Below are 17,269 nucleotides of genomic sequence, written 5' to 3'. Positions count from 1 at the left end.
GGGCGGCGGCCGGGCGGGTCAGTCCCCGGCGGGAAGGCCGGCAGGGGCGTCCACGGCGAGGCGGACGGTGACGCTGTGCTCGGCGCGGACCAGGCGCAGCATCGGGCAGCGGGCGTCCGCGGTGGCCAGCAGCTCCGCCAGCGCCCGCGGCTCGGCCGGTCCCCGCAGCTCGACCTCCGCCGTCAGGTCGTAGGGCACGGCCGGCGCCTCGGTCGGCACGCCGAAGAAGCGGGCGTCGTTGTTGCGGGCGTTGACCCGGACCTCGACCCGGTCCAGGGGGACGTCCGCCAGCGCCGCGACGCACAGGATCGTGTGGGTCAGGCAGGTGCTGACCACCGCGCAGAACAGCTCCGGCGAGGACGGGCCGAGACCGAATCCGCCGATGTCGGGCCCGCCGTCGCCGATGAGGGACCAGTCCCCCATCCGAACCTTGCGGACCCCGGTCGCGTCGTCGGCCACGCAGACCGCGCCGACCTCCTCCTCCCAGTCCGCGCCGTCCGGCCGCCGCCGGGCGGCGTCGCGCATGGCCGCGCCCTTGTCACGCAGGTGCTCGGCCAGCCCTGGCCGTCGTATCGCAGGTGTGTGCGTCATGGCCCGTAGCGTACGGCCCGGAGCGCCTCGGGGGGCGGTGACCGCCTCAGGAGCCGGCGGTGGCCGCTTCCAGCGTGGTCGCCATGACCGGGCTGGTGAAGGTGTTCGAGGCGTCGCCGGTGGAGAGGTGGTAGGAGCCCCACTTGAGGTAGTTGCGGGTGCCGTCCCAGGTGGTGCCGGTGAAGGTGCCGGAGCCGGTGGTGAAGGTCTGCTTGACGCCGTCGAACCAGAAGTCGATGGTGCCGTCGGTGCGGCCCAGACGGATCTTCAGCGCGTAGGAGTGCCACTGGTTGTTGGCGGTCGGCGCGGTCCACAGGGTGTGCGCGACGTGGTCGGTGTCCCACTCCTGGAGGCGGATGCGCCCGGTCGTCGCGTCGATCTCGATCGGGTGGTTGGCCGTGCCGGTGCTCGGCGAGCACTTCAGCTGGAAGACGTAGCGGCTGTTGGTGTCCTTGATGTCGACCTTGGACGACCAGCCGAGGTAGAAGGTGTCGCCCTCCTTGAGGTCGGGGCTCAGCGTCTCGCAGCGCTCCTCGCCGGCGGCCTGGAAGGCCCGCCACACGCTGCCCTTGGCGGGGTCGGTGACGACCTTGAAGTCGCCCGCGGCGCACTGGACGGCGGTGAAGGAGGAGGGGCCCTTGGCGGTGCTCGGGGTCCACAGCACCTTGCCGGCCTCGGCGGCGGAGCTTCCCGCGGTGGCCCAGCCGCAGGTGAGTGCGAGCGCGGTGGCGGCGACGAGGCCGATGGTGGTCCTGCGGTGGCGGGTCGGAAGGAACATGGTTCTCCCCGGGATCGAGTGGCCGCGACGGACGTAGGAGGTGATTCGACCACCCGGCGTCCGGCCGGGCCAAGCGGAACGGCCGGAGAGGGCCCTTTCGGGCACCTCTCCGGCCGTCGGCATCACCGGGGTCCTCTCGCGGCTAGTGGTTCTCCCCGGAGTCGGCGTCGTAGGAGGAGGTGCCCTCGTCGAGCAGCGGCTCCTGCGTCTTGAGGTGCGCGGGGGCCAGCGCCCGCAGCACGTGGTAGCCGGTGATGACGACCAGAGTGCCGAGCGCGATGCCGCTGAGGCTGAAGGTGTCGCTGAATTTCAGGGTGACGTTGCCGATGCCGATGATGATGCCCGCGGCGGCCGGCACCAGGTTCAGCGGGTTGCGCAGGTCCACCCCGGACCTGGTCCAGATCTGCGCGCCGAGCAGGCCGATCATGCCGTACAGGATGACGGTGATGCCGCCGAGCACACCGCCGGGGACCGCCGCGACGACGGCGCCGAACTTCGGGCAGATGCCGAACAGCAGCGCGAAGCAGGCCGCGGCCCAGTAGGCGGCGGTGGAGTAGACCCGGGTGGCGGCCATGACGCCGATGTTCTCGGAGTAGGTGGTGTTCGGCGGGCCGCCGAGCGCGGTGGACAGCATGGAGCCGACGCCGTCCGCCGAGATCGCGGTGCCGAGCTTGTCGTCCAGGTTGTCGCCGGTCATCTCGCCGACGGCCTTGACGTGCCCGGCGTTCTCGGCGACCAGTGCGATCACCACGGGCAGCGCGACCAGGATCGCGGACCACTGGAAGGAGGGGCCGTGGAAGTCGGGCAGGCCGATCCAGTCCGCCTGGCCGACGCCCGACAGGTCCAGGCGCCAGTGGTCGGTGGCCTGTCCGCTCCCGTCCACCGAGTGGATCTTCCCGAAGACCCGGTCGAACAGCCAGGAGATGCCGTAGCCGAAGAGCAGGCCGAGGAAGATCGCCACCCGCGACCAGAAGCCGCGCAGGCAGACCACGGCCAGGCCGGTGAACAGCATCACCAGCAGCGCCGTCCACTGGTCCTGCGGCCAGTAGGTGGAGGCGGTGACCGGTGCGAGGTTGAAGCCGATCAGCATGACGACGGCGCCGGTGACGATCGGCGGCATCGCGGCGTGGATGATCCGCGCCCCGAACCGCTGGACCGCCACGCCCACCAGGAACAGCGCCACGCCCACCACGAACACGGCGCCGGTGACCGTCGCGCTGGTGCCGCCCTGGGCGCGGATCACCGCGGCCACGCCGACGAAGGAGAGCGAGCAGCCGAGGTAGCTGGGCACCCGGCCGCGGGTCGCGAGCAGGAAGATGACGGTCGCGACGCCGGACATCATGATCGCCAGGTTGGGGTCGAGCCCCATCAGCACCGGCGCCACGAAGCTCGCGCCGAACATGGCCACCACGTGCTGGGCGCCGAGCCCCGCCGTCCGGGGCCAGGAGAGCCGTTCGTCGGGGCGGACGACCGCTCCCGGTGCGGGCGTCCGCCCGTCACCGTGCAGCTTCCAGCGCACGCCGAGATCCATGTGGGGGTTCGCTTTCTCTGTACTACCGGGGAACTGTCCGGACCATTGTCCTGGTCACCCGGCGTTCACTCCGCCACCACCCCCCTGTTGACCTGCGCTCTCGCGCGGCGCGGCGGCCCTGCGGGCGTGCAGGAGGGCGGCGTCGAGCGGGAGCGGGGTGTGGCCGAGGAGACCGAGGCCGGCGGCGGCGAGGAGGGCGGCGTAGTGGTCGGCGCGGCGTTCGCGGCCGCCGACGTTGCACATCATGTGGAGGTCCCAGGCGGTTGCCAGGGAGGGCGAGCCGTCGGCGGGCAGCAGGCGTTCGATGACGAGCAGGTCGGCGTGGGCGGGCATCGCGCGGGCGCAGTGGCGCAGGATCGCGCGGCAGCGTTCGTCGTCCCAGTCGTGCAGCACCCGGGAGAGCAGGTAGACGTCGCCGCCCCCGGGGACGTCGGCGAAGTCGCCCGCGCGGAACTCGCAGCGGTCGGCGCAGCCCGCCGCCGCCAGGGTGGCACGGGCGGCCTCGACGGCGTGCGGGCGTTCCAGCAGGACGCCGCGCAGGCGGGGGTGGGCGGTGAGGACGCGGGCGAGGAGTTCGCCGTTGCCGCCGGCGACGTCGACGACGGTGGCGCCGGCCGGGGAGCGGGCCGCGGCGGTGAGGGCGGGGTGGTCGGGGACGGGGTCGAACATCCGGGCGCTCGCCGCCATGGAGCGGTCGAAGAGGTCGGCGAGGGCGGGGTCGCGGACGAAGTGGTCGAAGTGGTTCTCGCCGAACAGGTGGTCGAAGGCGGGCTCACCGGTGCGGACGGTGTGGTCGAGTCCGCCGAACGAGCGGTAGAACGGGCCGCCGTAGAGCAGGGCCAGCGGGCGCATCGAGCCTTCGGCGTCCTCGCGCAGCAGGGCGCCGGCGGCGGTGAGGCGGTGGCCGTCGCCCTCGGGCGCGACGACGCCGAGCATCGCGAGGTAGCGCAGCAGCGTGGCCAGGGCGCGGGGGTGGGTGCCGGTGCGGGCGGCGAGGGTGGCGGTGGGGACGGCCCCGGCGTCGGCCAGGGCCTCGGGCAGGCGCAGCCGGGCGAAGGCCGCCAGGGCCTGGGTGGTCCAGGCCCCGGTCAGCAGGCGCAGCAGGGTCTCGGCCGGCGGGCGGGCCGTGGAGGCGGCCAGGTGGGCGGCGAGGGCGTCGGGGTGGTCCCCCGGTGCGTACAGCTCCAGGCGGCGGTAGCCGGCCCGGGCGGCGGGGGGCGCGGTGAAGTAGAGGACGGTGCCGTTCTCGTGGGGGTTGTGGCCGCCGCCGTCGGGGGTGGCGCCGTGCTCGGCGAGCAGGGCGCACAGGCCGCGCAGGAGGAGCGGTTCGGGGCGGAGGACCTCGAAGGCGAGGTGGGCCTCGTGCTGGTGGGCGCGTTCGTGGTCGGCGAGCGGTCGCAGGTCGGAGCCGGGCGGCACGGTCAGTGCGAACACCTCGACGGTGCGGGGCTCGGGGCCGGCGCCGGGGACCGCGGGGCGCCGGATGGTGACGTCGAGCGTGGCCGCCTCGCGGCGGTGGCGCTCGGCCAGCCGGCGGCGGACGACGGTGCTGGGGCCTGGCGGGGTGTCGGCGGCCAGGCCGCAGGCGGCCAGGTCGGCGAGCAGGGTCCGGGTGTCGGGCGGGAAGACCAGCACCGCGGCGTGCAGGAAGCGCAGGTGGCGGGTGAGCGTGCGCAGGCGGGTGTCGTCGAGGCCGGGCAGGAGGAGCGGGAGCAGGGTGGCGGTGTCGTGGCGGCGGACGAAGTCGGCCGTCGCGCGGAGGCGGGACGTGTCGTCCTCGGTGGTCATCGTGGTGCGTCCTTGGTGCGGGAGACGGTGCTCGGGGGGGTGTTCAGAGGCCGACGTAGTTCTCGGCGAACCAGTCCTGCTGGGCGCGCGAGGTGCGCAGGGCCGTCAGGCGGGCGCGGCGCAGTCCCTCGTCGAAGGAGGACGGGCCGCCGTGCGGGGTGGGCACGGCGTGCAGCAGCCGGACCATCCAGTGCGAGAACTCCTGGGCCCGCCAGATGTACTCCAGGCAGCGGTCGGAGTAACCGGCCAGGGCGCGGCCGTCGCCGTGGGCGAGGTCGTCGACGAGGGCGGCGGCCAGCAGTTCCGCCTCCAGCACCGCGAGGTTGGCGCCCTTGGCGGCGGAGGGGGTGATCAGGCTCGCGGCGTCGCCGGCGAGCAGCAGCGCGCCGTGGCGCAGCGGTTCGACGACGTCGCACTCCAGGTCGACGACGGCGCGCTGGACGATCCTCCCCCGGTGCAGCGGGCCGTGTTCGGCGGCGCGCATCCGCACCTCCAGCTCGTGCCAGATGTGGTCCTCGCTCCACGCTTCGGGCAGGGTGCCGCGCTCGCACTGCAGGTAGTAGCGGGTGATCCGGTCGGTGCGGGCCATGTGGCCGGCGAAGCCGCGCCGGTGCACGGCGTAGCCGACGGCGTCCAGGCTGGGCGGTGCCTCGGCGAGCAGGCCGAGCCAGGACAGGCCGTGGTCGTGGTGGTGGACGACGGCGCCGGGTGGCAGTGAGCGGCGGGCGGCGCCGTGGCGGCCGTCGCAGCCGGCGACGTAGCGGGCCCGCCAGCGGATCGGGCGGCCGTCCGGCCCGCTCGCCTCGACGGTGGGGCGGTCTCCGTCGGTGCCGAGCACCCGGTGGGCCTCGGTGCCGAAGTGCAGCCGGCCGCCGGCGTCCAGGTAGGAGGCGAGCAGGTCGGCGACCAGGTCCTGCTGCGGGTAGACGGTGTGGGACTCGCCGCGCCCGAGGTGCGCGTAGTCGAGCCGGAAGCGGCCGTCGCCGGTGCGGAACTCGCAGGTGGTGTGGGGCTTCCCGTGGCGGTGCAGGCCGTCGGCGAGGCCGTGCCGGTCCAGCACGCGCACGGTGTTCCGGGCGAGGAAGCCGGCCCGGGCGCGGGCGTGGAGGTGCGCGCGGTCGGCGCGTTCGAGGACGACGCAGTCGACGCCCGCCCGGTGCAGGAGGTTGCCGAGGACGAGGCCGGCCGGGCCCGCGCCGAGGATCACCACCGCGGCCGACTCCTCGGTGAGATCGGTTGTTCTTTCAGCGTTCTGACGACTGGTCACAACATCTTGATGATAGTCGCCCGGCGGGTCCGGGGAGGGGTGGAGCGCACTCCGGAGGGTGAATAGGCTGATGAACGGCCTGCTCCCGGGGCCGCCGCCGGTTCCACCGTACTCATCCGGCCGCCCTCCGCTTCAGGTATCCGGCGCGGCTGAGGGTGTGGACGCCGATCTCGATCCGTCCGAACCGCTCGCCGCTCGCCGCCTCCACCACGGCGAACCGGTACACCGCGCGTGCGCCGCGCGGCGGTGTGAACTCCCACCACAGCTCCAGCGGCACCGCCGCCGGCAGGCCGGTCGGCAGGTCCGCCTCCAGCGACAGCCAGAGCATCTGCGCGTCCGCGGCGCGGCCGTGGGCCGTGTGGCCGAGCATCGTCGCCAACTGCCGGGCCGACTCGATCAGCGCGGCCGGGGTGTGCGTCCCCGCGCCCGCGAGCCGGTGCCCCGGCGGCGGCACCAGTACGGCCGCCCGCTCGGTCCGCACCGCTTCGCCGACCATGACGTTCTCCGGCAGATGACGGTGGACCAGGGCAGGGTCGGCGGGCGCCGCCTGCCGTTCGCGGGCGGCGGCGGGCGGCACCACCCGGGCGGCGGCGGGCGGCACGGTCGGGCCGGCGCCGCCGCCGAGGCCGGCCGAGGCCCGGCAGACGGTCACGCCGTCCTGCACGGCCAGCAACCGCCAGGCCGGGCCGTCGTCGGACGCGGCGGGTTCGCTGTGCAGCCACACCGGCGGGCCCAGCTCGCACATCCGGTCGAAGGTCAGCGACAGCCACAGCCGGCCGTCGGCCGCCTGTCGCGGTGCCCGCGCCCGGAGCAGGTCGAGGACCGCCGCCACCAGCACCATCCCCGGTACGTGGTCGAGCGGGTGGTCGAAGAAGCACCGGTCCCGCTCGTCCACCACCACCGGGACGCCCGCCGCCGGGCCCTCGACGGGGCCGGTCAGCAGTTCCGACGGATCGCCATCGATCCATTCAAGTCCCGCTCCGGATGACTCTTCTGACGTATCGCCATAAACTGATGTCGCATCAGTTCGGTATGCGACGCGTGGTACCGGCGAGGTCACGAGGACCGAGGAAACCATCGATCACCAGTCCGGGCAACCCGCTCCCGGGAACACCCGCGCGACCCGTCGCGGCCGTCCCAAAACACACCCTTCGGTGACCGAAACCCCGCCCTCCCCTCGGCCCGCCGGTCAGGCCGTGGCCTCCGCCGCCGCGCGGCCGGCCGCGCGCCCGGAGAACAGGCAGCCGCCGAGGAACGTCCCCTCCAGCGCGTTGTAGCCGTGCACTCCGCCGCCGCCGAACCCGGCGGCCTCGCCCGCCGCGTAGAGTCCCGGCACCGGTGTGCCGTCGGCGCCGAGCGCGCGGGAGGAGAGGTCGGTCTGGATGCCGCCGAGCGTCTTGCGGGTCAGCACGTGCAGCTTGACGCCGATCAGCGGGCCGGCCGCCGGGTCGAGCAGCCGGTGCGGGGCGGCGGTGCGCCCGAGGCGGTCGCCCAGGTAGCGGCGGGAGTTGCGCAGGCCCTGCACCTGGGCGTCCTTGCTGTAGGGGTTGGACAACTGGCGGTCCCGGGACTCGATCTGGCCGCGCATCCGGGCCGCGTCCAGCAGTGGGGCGTCGGTCAGCGCGTTCATCCCGGCGACCAGTTCCTCCAGCGTCGCGGCGACCACGAAGTCCGCGCCGTGCCGCTTGAACGCCTCGACCGGCGCGGGCGCACCCTTGCCGAGCAGCCGCTCGCGCACGAAGGCCTTGCGGTCGCCGGCGGTGATGTCGGGGTTCTGCTCGGAGCCGGAGAGCGCGAACTCCTTCTCGATGATCTTCTGGGTGAGCACGAACCAGGAGTGGTCGTGCCCGGCCAGTTCGGGGTCGGTGCGCAGGTGGCGCAGAGTGCCCAGGGTGTCGTAGCCGGGCAGGCAGGGCTCGGGCAGCCGGCGGCCGAGGGCGTCGAACCACATCGAGGAGGGGCCGGGCAGGATCCGGATGCCGTGGCCGGGCCAGATCGGGTCCCAGTTGTGCAGGCCCTCGGTGTAGTGCCACATCCGGTCGCTGTTGACCAGCCGCGCCCCGGCGTCCGCGGTGATGCCGAGCATCCGCCCGTCGACGTGGGCGGGGACGCCGGTGACCATGTGCCCGGGCGGGGTGCCGAGGCGGGCCGGCCAGTGGGCGCGGACCAGGTCGTGGTTGGCGCCGATGCCGCCGGCGGCCACCACCACGGCCTGGGCGGTCAGTTCGAAGTCGCCGGTCTCCTCGCGGTTGGAGGCCGCACCGCGCACCGAGTCGTCCGGGGCCAGGACCCGGCCGCGCACGCCGGTCACCACGCCGTCGGTGACCACGAGTTCGTCGACCCGGTGGCGGTGGCGGAAGGCCAGCAGGCCGTTGGCGGCGGCCTGCCGGGCGGAGCGGGCGAACGGCGCGACCACACCGGTGCCGGTGCCCCAGGCGACGTGGAAGCGCGGGACCGAGTTGCCGTGGCCGTCGGCGCGCAGGTCGCCGCGCTCGGCCCAGCCGACCGTGGGCAGGAAGCGCAGCCCGTGCCCGGCCAGCCAGGAACGCTTCTCCCCCGCGGCGAACTCGACGTAGGCCCGGGCCCAGCGCACCGCCCAGCGGTCCTCGTCGTCGTGGCGGTCGAACCGGGCGCTGCCCTGCCAGTCGCTCCAGGCGAGGTCGAAGGAGTCCTTGACGCGCATCCGGCGCTGCTCGGGCGAGTCGACCAGGAAAAGGCCGCCGAAGGACCACCAGGCCTGGCCGCCGAGGTTGGCGGCGTTCTCCTGGTCGACGAGGATCACCTTGCGTCCCCGGGAGGTGAGTTCGTGGGCGGCGGTGAGTCCGGCCAGGCCGGCTCCGACGATGATGACGTCAGTGTCCATGGGGTGTCCTCGGGGAAGTGCCGTCACGGGCCCGCAGGGAGCGCGGGGCGGTGGGCGCCGGTCCGGCCGGCGGCCGCGGGGGGGTGGTGAGGGGTGGTGAGGGGTCGGACTGCCGAAGGGGGCCGGCTGTGGCGCGCTGTCGCGGATTCGGCGGCCGGCCGGGCGCGTCGACGCCCTGGTTTCGCTTCGGGTGGGAGGTGACCGAAACAGTACAGCGTTCGGTTTTTGCCGACAAGGGTTCGCCCCGGAGAGACCCGCGGCGGGTCGCATAAACTCCCCCCGTGGCCAACCGCAGCTCCACGCCCAAGGGACGGGCGCAGCGTGAACGCGCCCTGGCGGCGGCCTTCGAGGTGTTCGCCCGCGAGGGCGAGCGGGGCACGTCGCTGCGCGCCATCGCCAAGGAGAGCGGGATCAGCCTGACCGGGCTGATGCACCACTTCGCGTCCAAGGACGAGCTGCTCACCGAGGTCCTGCGTGACAACGACGAGCTGGCGGCGCTGCGCTGGGACGCGCTGGCCGGGGCCGGCGATCCCGGCGAGTTCATGGCGCGGGTCATGGAGGCCAACGCGGCGAACCCGGCGCGGGTGCGGCTGTACGTCCACCTCGCGGCGTCCTCGGTGGACCCGGGGCACCCCGCGCACCCGTACTTCCGGGAGCGGTTCGAGCGGTTCCGCTCGGCGGTGCGCGGCCACCTGGAGGCACGGCGGGCGGACGGCTCGGTGGGCCCGGGGCTGGACCCGGACTTCACGGCCGCCGCGTTCCTGGCGCTCGTCGAGGGGGCGCAGTTGCAGGGGCTGAACGACCCGTCGGTGGACGTGCCGGGCCTGGTCCGGCGGGGCTGGAAGGCGCTGCTGAGCGGTCCGGGTGCGGGTACGGGGCCAGGCCCGGGTACGGGTACGGGCCCAGGTACGGGCCCGGTCAGCTGACCGGGCGGCCCCGTCCCGCCAGGGCGTCCAGCAGGACGTCGGCGAGGCGGCGGATGTCGCCGGCCATGTCGATCCCGGGGTCGAGCAGCCACTGGAGCTGGAGCCCGTCGGTCGCGGCGATCAGGACCCGGGCCGCCCAGGCGGCCTCGGCCGCGCGCTCCTCGTCCACGGCCCCCGGCTCGGCGGCTTCCGACGCCGCGGCGGCCGGCTCGGCGGCTTCCGACTCGGCGGCGGCCCGCTCGATGAGCTGCTCGGCCAGGCGCCCGCGGTAGCGGTCGTAGCGCTCGCCGAAGTAGTCGTGGGCAGGATGGTCCGGCTCGGCGGCGGCCGCGGCGAGGTCCACGAAGAGCTTGACCAGCCCGGGGGTGGACGCGTTGGCGGCCAGCACGCGCAGGGAGTCGTCCGCGCTCCGGTCCTCGAACGCCCCGAACCGCTCCTCGGCGGCGGCGTCGCGGGCGGCGAGGACGGCGGTGAGCAGGGCCTCCCGGCCGCCGAAGTGGTGCAGCACCCCGGCATCGGTCATCCCGACCCGCTGGGCGATGTCGCGCACCGACACCTTGCGGCTGCCCGCCTCGGCGTAGGCGGCGAGCGCGGCCTCGATGATCTGCTGCCGCTTCGAGGAGGTCTTGGCGTAGGGGCCCCTGGGCTTGGTCATGAACGGATTCTACGAGGCCGGGGCGGAGCTGCGAGGATGAAAACCTTGAGTGTCTAAGTTTTCATGGCTATGGTGACGGCACCCCCGACCTGCACGGCAAAGGAGCCGTCTTGAGCACCACCCCCACCCGCTTCCGCCCGGCGGTCCCGACGGCCCCGCCGCCGGGACCCCCCGGGCCCGCACGGCGCCTCGGCCCGCTGCTGGGCGCCGCCCACCTCGGCTGGATGCTGCCGGTCACCGCGGGCTGGACCCTGCTCCAGGCGCTGTTCGAGCGCATCGATCCGGACACCAAGCTCACGCACTACAGCACCGCCGCGGCGGCCGGCGCCTTCACCTCCACCGTCGCCGTGGTCGCCTTCGGCTTCCTCTCCGACCGCACCCGCTCCCGCTGGGGCCGGCGCAATCCGTGGATCCTGGCCGGCGCGCTCGCCTACGCGCTGTCGGTCGCCGCGATGTCCGGCACCGAGAGCTTCGCCGTCCTGCTGACGCTCACCATCTGCTTCCAGACCGGCCTCAACGCCATGCTCGCCGCGCTCTACGCGGTGCTGCCGGACCGGGTCCCCACCGAGCGGCTCGGCCGGGCCTCCTCCTGGGCGGGCCTGGGCCAGCTGCTCGGCCAGGGGCTGGGCGCGGTGGCGGGCGGCCTCCTGGTCACCCACCCCGACCAGGGGCTGCGCTGGCTGCCGTGGCTCGCCGTGCTCGGCGCGCTGGCCTTCGTCCGGTTCGCCCCCGACCGCCCGGCCCTGGACGCCGCCCCCGCCGCCCCGCCCCACGGCGGCCTGCTGCGCTCGCTGCTGCCGCCCCGGGACGCCGACTACTTCTGGGCGCTGGTCAGCCGGCTTCTCGCGATGCTCGGCATCCACCTGGTGCTGGTCTACCAACTGTTCATCCTCACCGACCACTTGGGAATGTCCACCGGGGACGCCGGCACCGTCGTCACCCTCGGCGGGCTGATCATCGCGGTGTTCGCCGGGGTGTCCGTGGCGATCTCCGGGCCGCTGTCGGACCGGGTGGGCCGCCGCAAGCCCTTCGTCGTGGCGGCCGCGGTGATCGCCGCCGCCGGGCTCGTCCCGCTCACCGTGGCGCCCGCGCTGTGGTCCTTCCTGTTCTTCACCGTGCTGGCCTCACTCGGCTTCGGCTGCCTCATCGCCGTCGACCAGGCGATCGTCGCCGAGGTCCTGCCCGACCACCACAGCCGTGCCAAGGACCTCGGCTTCCTCAACATCGCCAACACCGCTCCGCAGGTGCTGGCGCCGATCATCGCCGGAGCGGTCGTCCCCGCGTTCGGGTACTCCGCCCTGTTCGTCCTCGCCATCGCCGTCACCGCCGGCGGCGGCCTGGCCGTGCTGCCCGTTCGTCGCGTCCGCTGACCGGCCCGCGGCCCGCCGACCCGCCGGCGGCCCCCTTGACCCCACCCACAGCGCAGAGAGAGCAGGACCACATGACCTCCGACCGGGTTTCCGAACTGAGCCTCGCCGAGCAGGCCTCGCTCACCTCCGGCGCGACCTCGTGGACCACCACCGCGGTGCGCGACACGGTCCGCGCGCTCACCGTCTCCGACGGCCCGCACGGCATCCGCCGCCCCGCCGAGGACGGCCCCGGCGTCTCCTTCCTCGGCACCAGCCTGCCCGCCACCTGCTACCCGCCCGCCGTCACCCTCGGCTCCAGCTGGGACACCGATCTGGCCCACCGGGTCGGCGCGGCCCTCGCCCGGGAGGCGTCCGTCTTCGGCGTGGACGTGGTCCTCGGCCCCGGCGTCAACATCAAGCGCAGCCCGCTCTGCGGCCGCAACTTCGAGTACTTCTCCGAGGACCCGCACGTCAGCGGACGGATGGGGGCCGCCGTCGTCACCGGCATCCAGTCCCTCGGGATCGGCGCCTGCGTCAAGCACTTCGCCGTCAACAACCAGGAGACCGAGCGGATGCGGGTCAGCGCGGACGTCGACGAGCGGACGCTGCGCGAGCTGTACCTGCCCGCCTTCGAGCACATCGTGCGCGAGGCGGCGCCGTACACCGTGATGTGCTCCTACAACCGGATCAACGGCGTGCACGCCAGCCAGGACCGCGGGCTGCTCACCCGGATCCTGCGCGAGGAGTGGGGCTTCGACGGCCTGGTGATGTCGGACTGGGGCGCCGTCAACGACCGGGTCGCCGCCCTGGCCGCCGGGCTCGACCTGGAGATGCCGCCGACCGGCACCGACGAGGAGATCGTCACCGCCGTCGAGGAGGGCCGGCTGGAGGCGTCCGCCGTCGCCACCGCCGCCGAACGCGTGCTGCGGCTGCGCGACCGGGTGGACCGGGCCGAGCGGCCGGCCGCCTGGAACGCCGACGCCCACCACGAACTGGCCCGCGAGGCCGCCCGCGACGGCGCCGTGCTGCTCAAGAACGACGGCGGACTGCTGCCGCTCGACCCGCAGGCCCGCCGGCGGGTCGCGGTGATCGGCGAGTTCGCCCGCACCCCCCGCTACCAGGGCCACGGCAGCTCCCGGGTCACCCCGACCCGGGTCGACACCGCCTGGGACGCGCTCCGGGCCCAGGCCGGCCCCGACCTCGCGCTCGCCTTCGCCCCCGGCTTCACCCTGGACGGCGCCCCCGACGCCGTCCTCGCCACGGAGGCGGTCGCCCTCGCCGCCGGGTCCGACACCGTGCTGCTCTTCCTCGGCCTGCCCGACACCGCCGAGACCGAGGGCCTCGACCGCACCCACATCCGGCTGCCCGCCGAGCAGTTGGAGCTGCTGCGGCACGTGGCCGCCGTCTGCCCCCGGGTCGCGGTCGTGCTGGCCAACGGGTCGGTGGTGTCCGTCGCCGAGTGGCAGGACGACGCGACGGCCGTCCTGGAGGCCTGGCTCGGCGGCCAGGCCGGCGGCAGCGCCCTCGCCGACCTGCTGTTCGGCGCGCACAGCCCGTCCGGCAAGCTCACCGAGTCCATCCCGCTCCGGCTCCAGGACACCCCCTGCCACCCGCACTTCCCCGGCCAGGACGGGCACAGCCTGTACGGCGAGGGCCGCTACGTCGGCTACCGCCACTACGACACCATGAACCTCCCGGTCGCCTACCCCTTCGGCCACGGGCTGAGCTACACGACCTTCGACTACGACGACCTGGAGGTGGAGCGGACCGGCGAGAACGCCTGGACGGCCCGCGTCACCGTCACCAACACCGGATCCCGCGCCGGCGCCGAGATCGTCCAGCTCTACCTCGCCGTCGACGAGCCGCAGCCCACCCGGCCCCGCCACGAACTGCGCGGATTCGCCAAGCTCCGCCTGGAGCCCGGCGCTTCGGGCCGCGCCGAGTTCCGGCTCACCGCCCGCGACCTGGCCCGCTGGTCGACGGCCCGCGGCGACTGGCGCGTGGACCCCGGCACCTTCACCGTCGAGGTCGGCGCCTCCTCCCGCGACATCCGCCTGCGCACCTGGCTGCGGACGCCCGGCGACGGCGTCCTCGACCCGCTGACCCCGCACTCCAGCCTGGGCGAGTGGCTCGCGCACCCGATCGGCTCCGCCGTCCTCGCCGAGCACCTGGCCGACCTCCCGTTCGCCTCCACCCTGGCCGAGAGCGACGCACGCCTCCTGGCCGCCGCCCACCAGGTGCCCCTGCTGAAGTTCACCGGCTTCGGCCTCGGCGTCACCCGCGCCCACATCACCGCCCTGGTCGCGGAGGTGACGCGGCGGCGGCAGGACCGGTAGCGGCGGGCCCGCCCCGGCCGGTGTGCGGCCGGGGCCGGGGACGGCCCCACCCCCCTCGCCGCGCCCGGCGTCCGTTCCGCACCGGCCCACGCGCCGAGGGACCGCCACTCCCTCCAACCTTCACGAAACATCCCCCCGACAACCCCCGCCCGGTCCTTGACTCGCGGGGGTCGTTAGCATGGAGCCACACGTGAGGCCGGCGGAGGTTCTGCCGACACCTCTGCCACGGCGCCCGCGGCCTTCGACACCGGGCGGGCGGCAGGGGTCGCCGAACGCGGGCCTTCGAGGAGCGATGTGACGGTACACCGACCGGGGCGGGTGCGGCCCGATACCTGGGCGCCGCCGACCGGTGGACCGCTCCCCTTCAGCCGTCCTTCCCCGGGCGTTCCGGTCCATCGTGTACCCCTGGAACCGGAAGGACCGCGCCGCCCCTCGTCCCGGCGCGGACCGCTCCCGTTCCCGTCCATCAACCACACGTCAGCTCAGGTACCTCCATGCACACCCATACCGCACCCATCGACGGCTTCCACTACGGCTGGATCAACCCTGTCCTCTCCTATGTGGTCGCCTGCCTCGGCGCCGCGCTCGGCCTCCGCTGCACCGTCCGCGCCCTGAACCTGCCGCCGCGCCGGCGGCTCGGCTGGCTGCTGCTCGGCGCCGCCGAGATCGGCTGCGGCATCTGGACGATGCACTTCCTCGCGATGCTCGGCTTCAACGTCACCGGCTCGACCATCCTCTACAACGTGCCGCTGACGCTGTGCAGTCTGCTGCTCGCGATCACGGTCTGCGGCCTCGGCATCCTCTACGTCGGCTACCGGCCGCGCGGCCTGTCCACCCTGCTGGTCGGCGGCACGGTGATGGGCCTGGGCGTCGCGGCGATGCACTACCTCGGCATGGCGGCGATGCACGTCCAGGGACAGGTGTCCTACGACATGTCCATCGTGGCCGCCTCGGTCGCGATCGCGGTGGCCGCGTCCACCGTCGCGCTGTGGATGACACTGAACATCACCGGTCTGCTCGCCTCGCTGGCCTCGGCGCTGATCGCCGGGGTCGCCGTGGTCGCCATGCACTACACCGGCATGGCCGCGGTCTCCGTGGTGCTCGACGGCGGCACCCCGGGCGGTGGCCTCCCGGCCTCACAGTTCATCACCCCGCTCGCGGTGGCGGTCCTCGTGCTGCTCTCGCTCGGCGGGATCGTCCTGATGCTGTCGCCGCAGGACTCCTCGCTGTCGGGCCGGGCCGCCGCCAGGCCGGAGCCGGTGCGGGTGCCGCTGTTCGAACGGCAGAGGTGATCCGGTACCGGGTGAACCGGACGGCCCGGCGCGGAGGATTCCCGCGCCGGGCCGTCGCGTCGTCCGGAGAGTGCCGAACACCGGTGCGGGTCCGTGGCTACGAGCGGGCGGCCGGGCAGTCGTAGTCCTGCGCGGGGAGGACGCCGTCGAGGAGGTAGCGGTCCACCGCGGCGTCCACGCAGGTGTCGCGCGGGGCGAACAGGCCCGCGTAGACCGTGTGGCGGAAGGCGCCGCGCAGGGTGACCAGGCGGGAGGCGGCCAGGGCGCGGTGGGCGGAGAGCTGGCCGGGGTAGGTGGCGGCCGGGTCGCCGTCGGCGCCGACGAGCAGGACCGGGACGGCGTTGCGCACCCGGGTGGGGGGTTCGGCGGGATCGGCGGGCCAGTAGGTGCACGGGGTGAGGTTGCGGGTGAGCGGGCCGAACAGCGGCTCGTCGGCGCGGTGGGCCTGGATGTCGCGGTAGTAGCCGAGCGGGTCGCGCGAGGCGGCGCGGTCCGCGCACATGATCGCCGTCTGCACCGCGGCGTAGCCGCCGGTGTCGGGCGCCGCCAGGCCGGTCAGCACCGCCTCCAGCAGCGCCGTCGGCCGGGCCGGCCGGCCCTCCGCCGCGTCGGCCAGGACCCGCACCAGGGCGGAGAACTCCTCGTAGGCGCCACCGTCGTCGCCGGCCGACACCGTCCACAGCACCTGCGGCAGCACCCGGCCGTCGACCCGGTGCGAACCGACCGTCAGCGGTCCGCGCCCGGCGGCCAGCCGCACCCGTTCGACGGAGGCCAGCACCTCGGCGGTCGTCACGCCCAGGTGGTGGCGGTCGTCGTGGCGAGCCGCCCAGGAGGCCCAGGCGGTGAGCGCGGCGCCCATCGCGGGGCCCTGGGTGGCGGTGAGGTCGGGGCCGAAGCGGTCCGGGTCCATGGCGGCGTCGAACACCGCCCGCCCGACCCGGCCGGGGAACAGTTGGAGGTAGACCTCGCCGAGGTAGCTGCCGTAGGAGGAGCCGAGATAGGCGATCCTCGGCTCGCCGAGGACGGAACGCACCAGGTCCATGTCCCGGGCGGTGTTGCGGGTGGAGGCGTGGGGAAGCAGGTCGCGGTACGGCGCGCAGCGGCCCGCGAGGTCCTTGGCGACCTCGGCGGCCCGGTCGAAGGTCAGCCGGTCGGGTCCGGCCGAGCCGGGTCCTGCCGTGGGCCAGCCGCAGTCGAGCGGGGTGCCGGCGCCGACGAAGCGCGGGTCCATGCCGACGATGTCGTAGCGGGCGCCCAGCGCGGGGGCGGCCTGCCGCAGGGCGAGGGCGAGGTGGCGGGCGGGGACGCCGGGGCCGCCCGGGTTGTAGAACAGGGTGCCGAGGCGGTGCGCGGGGTCGGTGGCGGGCAGCCGGGAGAGGGCGACGCCGATCGTCCGCCCACCGGGATCGCGGTAGTCCAGGGGGACGGTGACCTCGGTGCAGCGGGCGCCGGCGGCGTCGAGGTCGGCTCCCGCGGCGTCGTCCGGGCCGGTCGCGCAGGAGTGCCAGAGCGGCTGCTGGGCGCGCAGCGCGGCGAGCGGGTCGGCGGCGGCCTCGGCGGCCGGCGCGGCGAGGACGGTCAAAGCCAGCGCCGCCAGGGCGGCGGCCGACTTGGCGGCGCGGATCACGGTGTTCCCCTCGGGTGCTTCGGCGGGCCGTCGGGGCGACGCTAGGGACCCGGCCGACCGGACGCATCCGCCGCCGGTACCGGGCTCCCCCGCCGAAGTGCCCCTCCCCCGCTCCGACTTCAGGACCACCCGCGGCCGGGAACGACACGCGGCGTACCGCCAGGCGGAGGTGGTTTCTAGACGAACGGCCTAGCTGCGGGCGCGCTGCCCCGTGGATCGGGACGTACTTGGTGAGGGTGTATCAGCACCCGGAGGGGATCCCACCG

Annotated in this window: 13 protein-coding genes; 4 read left to right on the top strand and 9 right to left on the bottom strand. The window is 74.6% G+C overall.

The features are described 5' to 3' along the window. Positions 1-18: 18 nt before the first annotated feature. The 7 genes from ACFZBX_RS04265 to ACFZBX_RS04235 form a co-directional block, all read right to left on the bottom strand. Positions 19-591: an OsmC family protein gene (locus ACFZBX_RS04265; RefSeq protein ID WP_391531418.1), complete on the bottom strand. Its 573-nt coding sequence runs from the start codon at positions 589-591 to the stop codon at positions 19-21. A gap of 46 nt (positions 592-637) precedes the next feature. Continuing rightward, positions 638-1,369, bottom strand: coding sequence for a hypothetical protein (locus ACFZBX_RS04260; protein ID WP_391531417.1), 732 nt, complete (start codon positions 1,367-1,369; stop codon positions 638-640). Between the two features lie 142 nt (positions 1,370-1,511). Then, on the bottom strand, positions 1,512-2,900 hold the full coding sequence (locus ACFZBX_RS04255) for a uracil-xanthine permease family protein (protein ID WP_391531416.1): 1,389 nt from the start codon (positions 2,898-2,900) through the stop codon (positions 1,512-1,514). Positions 2,901-2,954: 54 nt separating this feature from the next. Next, positions 2,955-4,688 carry a methyltransferase gene (locus ACFZBX_RS04250; protein ID WP_391531415.1) on the bottom strand — a complete coding sequence of 578 codons (1,734 nt, stop codon included), beginning with the start codon at positions 4,686-4,688 and terminating at the stop codon, positions 2,955-2,957. Between the two features lie 43 nt (positions 4,689-4,731). Next, a complete protein-coding gene (locus ACFZBX_RS04245; RefSeq protein WP_391531457.1) occupies positions 4,732-5,898 on the bottom strand; it encodes a 4-hydroxybenzoate 3-monooxygenase in 1,167 nt (388 codons plus the stop codon). Between the two features lie 169 nt (positions 5,899-6,067). Then, complete coding sequence (locus ACFZBX_RS04240; RefSeq protein WP_391531414.1) at positions 6,068-6,850, bottom strand: AfsA-related hotdog domain-containing protein; 783 nt, start codon at positions 6,848-6,850, stop codon at positions 6,068-6,070. A 294-nt stretch (positions 6,851-7,144) separates the two neighbouring features. Further along, positions 7,145-8,818 carry an FAD-binding dehydrogenase gene (locus ACFZBX_RS04235; RefSeq protein WP_391531413.1) on the bottom strand — a complete coding sequence of 558 codons (1,674 nt, stop codon included), beginning with the start codon at positions 8,816-8,818 and terminating at the stop codon, positions 7,145-7,147. A 281-nt stretch (positions 8,819-9,099) separates the two neighbouring features. Here ACFZBX_RS04235 and ACFZBX_RS04230 point away from each other — a divergent pair, with 281 nt between their 5' ends. After that, positions 9,100-9,744: a TetR/AcrR family transcriptional regulator gene (locus tag ACFZBX_RS04230; protein ID WP_391531412.1), complete on the top strand. Its 645-nt coding sequence runs from the start codon at positions 9,100-9,102 to the stop codon at positions 9,742-9,744. Here ACFZBX_RS04230 and ACFZBX_RS04225 read toward each other — a convergent pair. Then, positions 9,737-10,399: a TetR family transcriptional regulator gene (locus ACFZBX_RS04225; protein WP_391531411.1), complete on the bottom strand. Its 663-nt coding sequence runs from the start codon at positions 10,397-10,399 to the stop codon at positions 9,737-9,739. The genes ACFZBX_RS04230 and ACFZBX_RS04225 overlap by 8 nt on opposite strands. A 110-nt stretch (positions 10,400-10,509) precedes the next feature. On the opposite strand from ACFZBX_RS04225, the gene ACFZBX_RS04220 reads away from it, so the two are divergent. From ACFZBX_RS04220 to ACFZBX_RS04210, 3 genes are all read left to right on the top strand, one after another. Then, positions 10,510-11,769, top strand: a complete 1,260-nt coding sequence (locus ACFZBX_RS04220) for an MFS transporter (RefSeq protein WP_391531410.1) — start codon at positions 10,510-10,512, stop codon at positions 11,767-11,769. A 71-nt stretch (positions 11,770-11,840) separates the two neighbouring features. Beyond that, positions 11,841-14,084, top strand: a complete 2,244-nt coding sequence (locus ACFZBX_RS04215; protein WP_391531409.1) for a glycoside hydrolase family 3 C-terminal domain-containing protein — start codon at positions 11,841-11,843, stop codon at positions 14,082-14,084. A 494-nt stretch (positions 14,085-14,578) separates the two neighbouring features. Then, entirely contained in the window at positions 14,579-15,376 is a 798-nt protein-coding gene (locus ACFZBX_RS04210; protein ID WP_391531408.1) for an MHYT domain-containing protein, read from the top strand. Positions 15,377-15,473: 97 nt separating this feature from the next. Here the strand turns inward: ACFZBX_RS04210 and ACFZBX_RS04205 are convergent, their stop codons facing one another. Beyond that, entirely contained in the window at positions 15,474-17,003 is a 1,530-nt protein-coding gene (locus tag ACFZBX_RS04205) for an alpha/beta hydrolase (protein ID WP_391531407.1), read from the bottom strand. Positions 17,004-17,269: the final 266 nt, after the last annotated feature.

Origin of the sequence: Kitasatospora sp. NPDC008115 (assembly GCF_042957205.1) — a bacterium.
Taxonomy (GTDB): domain Bacteria; phylum Actinomycetota; class Actinomycetes; order Streptomycetales; family Streptomycetaceae; genus Kitasatospora.
Note: the sequence above shows the minus strand (reverse complement) of the source record. Positions and strands in the feature narration are given on the sequence as shown.